Raw genomic sequence first — 2,564 nt, 5'->3', positions numbered from 1 at the left:
GCGCGCCGCCGCATGCTCTCGCCCGTGCCCACGAGGGCGATCGGGACCAAGCGGGGATCGATCACGATCGGAATCATCGGCAGGGCCTTCGGACGGTCGACCGGAGGCTGCAATAAGCGGAGAGCGCCGTAAAATCGAGATGATTATCATTCTACATAGTGTAAGGAAAACTAATATACATATATTTTGTTGTTTATTGTCCCGAGGGCGGAGCCGCGCTAGCCTCGGTCGGACAACTTGGACAGGGGGCGCACGAGGATGGCAGGCGAACTGCTGCTGGCGATCGACCAGGGGACCACCTCGACGCGCGCGATCCTGTTCGACCGGTTCGGCAGCGTCCAGGCGAGCGCCCAGCAGGAACTGACCCAGCACTTCCCGTTCGACGGCCGGGTCGAGCACGATGGCAACGAGATCTGGCGTGATACGCTGGCGGTGTGCCGCGACGTCCTGGCCCGGGGGGACGGGCGGCCGGTGGCGGCCATCGGCATCACCAACCAGCGCGAGACCACCCTGCTCTGGGAGCGCGCCACCGGCCGCCTGGTCCACCGCGCCATCGTCTGGCAGGACCGGCGCACTGCCCAGCTCTGCCGCGAGCTGGAGGCGGACGGGCTGGGCCCGCTGGTCAGCGAGCGCACCGGCCTGGTTATCGACCCCTATTTTTCCGGCACTAAGCTCGCCTGGCTCCTGGATCATGTGCCGGGTGCCCGCACCATGGCCGAGCGGGGCGAGCTGGCGTTCGGCACGGTCGACAGCTGGCTGCTCTGGAACCTGACCGGCGGCAGGCTCCACGCCACCGACGCCACCAATGCCGCCCGCACCATGCTGTTCGACATCCGCCGCCAGGCTTGGGACGACGAGCTGCTCGGTCGCCTGCGCATCCCCCATGCCCTCCTGCCCGAGGTCCGGGACAGTGCCGGGGATTTCGGCGAAACGAACCCGAGCTTGTTCGGCCGGGCGATCCCGATCCGTGGGGTGGCAGGCGACCAGCACGCCGCGACCTTCGGCCAAGCATGCTTTACGCCCGGCATGATGAAGAGCACCTACGGCACCGGCTGTTTCGCCGTCCTGAACACCGGCACAGAGATGGTGGCGTCGCGCAACCGCATGCTTACCACGCTCTGCTGGCGCCTGAACGGCCAGCCGACCTATGCCCTGGAGGGGGCGATCTTCGTGGCCGGTGCTGCCATCCAGTGGGTCCGCGACGGGCTGGGCGTGATCCGGACCGCAGCCGAGACCGACGCGCTGGCCCGCTCGCTCGACAACAATGCCGGCGTCTATCTGGTGCCTGCGTTCACTGGCCTGGGCGCTCCCTACTGGGACCCGGATGCCCGCGGCGCCATCTTCGGCCTGACCCGCGACACCAGCCACCGCCACATCGTCCGCGCCGCCCTGGAGGCCGTCGGCTACCAGACTGCGGACCTGCTCGCCGCCATGAAGGACGACGTGACCGCCGCCGGTGGCCTGGGTCTGCCTGCGGCGCTCCGGGTCGATGGCGGCATGGTCGCCAACGACTGGGTCTGCCAGTGGCTGGCCGACATCTGCGACGTGCCGGTCGAACGGCCCGAAGTGATCGAGACCACGGCACTCGGCGCCGCGTACCTCGCCGGCCTGGGCGCCGGCCTCTATGGCGGCCTCGATGACATCGGCAAGGCCTGGAGCTGCGAGCAGCGCTTCGCGCCCGGCATGGCTTCGGGCGAGCGGGCGAGGCTTGTGGGCGGCTGGAAGGACGCGGTCAGCCGGGTGCGGAGCAACCGCGCTTGACGAGAGGCCCGGACGGGCCTCCTCCCTTGCGGCGGCTCCACCTGCAACTGGTTCCCCTGCGCAACGATCTGGGGGATGGCCATGATGTCGGGCTGGAGATCTCGATCGACGGTCGGACGCTGGTCGACTGGCTGCGCCCGATCGAGACGCGCTTCGACCCGAAGGTCGCGGGAGCCTACGCACCGGCCTCGCTCGAGTATCTGCGCCTGGTCGCCCTGCGCGGTGACGGCCGGCAGGTCTTCGCCCCGCCGGGCGTGTTCGGATCCGGCGGTACGGTCCTGGTCTGCGGCTGCGGCCATGCCGGCTGCTGGTCGCTGGACGTGGAAGTCCGGCACGATGGCAGCGTCGTCCGCTGGACCGGCTTCAACAGTACCCTGAGCAGTCGGCGGTCCGGCTGGAGCTATGCGGCCATCGAGCCGATGCTGTTCGACAGCGCTGCCTACTTCAAGACCCTGGCGAGAATCGCACCGCTGGTGGGCTCGATCCTCAAGAAGCGGCCCCGGCTTGCCAGCCGCTGAGCTTCCCCGATCCGGTGCTCGCCAGGCCAGCCTCCCAGCCGCCGTGTGCGGTCTTCATGGCGACCTTGCCGGGATTGGGCCCGTGCCTGGTCCTGCCAGCAGCGCTTCGAGCCCGGCATGGCGAGCGTCGGGCGCACCCGGCTGCTCGCCGGCCGGGCCGAGCCGGTCCGGCGGTTGCGCTCCTGAACTGGCCGTCGGCCCTGGCAGCAGGCGCGCCCGTGCCTGGGCGAACACCGCCTCGAGCGTGACCGGCTGGCCCGGCCAGGCCGGCCGGAACTGGCTCAT

The 2,564-nt window shown here is 69.6% G+C and carries 3 protein-coding genes; 2 read left to right on the top strand and 1 reads right to left on the bottom strand.

What is annotated here, in order from left to right; translation table 11 throughout:
* Positions 1-258: 258 nt before the first annotated feature.
* Together glpK and EQG76_RS04310 are read left to right on the top strand one after the other, a co-directional pair.
* On the top strand, positions 259-1,761 hold the full coding sequence (gene glpK / locus EQG76_RS04315; protein ID WP_159710926.1) for a glycerol kinase GlpK: 1,503 nt from the start codon (positions 259-261) through the stop codon (positions 1,759-1,761).
* Entirely contained in the window at positions 1,758-2,279 is a 522-nt protein-coding gene (locus tag EQG76_RS04310) for a hypothetical protein (protein ID WP_159710925.1), read from the top strand. The genes glpK and EQG76_RS04310 overlap by 4 nt, the downstream gene beginning before the upstream one ends.
* Before the next feature lie 54 nt (positions 2,280-2,333).
* Here the strand turns inward: EQG76_RS04310 and EQG76_RS04305 are convergent.
* The coding region (locus tag EQG76_RS04305; RefSeq protein WP_159710924.1) for a hypothetical protein at positions 2,334-2,564 on the bottom strand (231 nt) is incomplete at its 5' end.

The organism is Geminicoccus flavidas, assembly GCF_009806515.1.
Lineage (GTDB): Bacteria > Pseudomonadota > Alphaproteobacteria > Geminicoccales > Geminicoccaceae > Geminicoccus > Geminicoccus flavidus.
This window is presented reverse-complemented; position numbering and strand designations above follow the sequence as displayed.

What these genes read in the sequence shown, in the direction of transcription:
- glpK (WP_159710926.1), top strand. Translation starts at nt 259, where the DNA reads ATGGCAGGCGAACTGCTGCTGGCGATCGACCAGGGGACCACCTCGACG.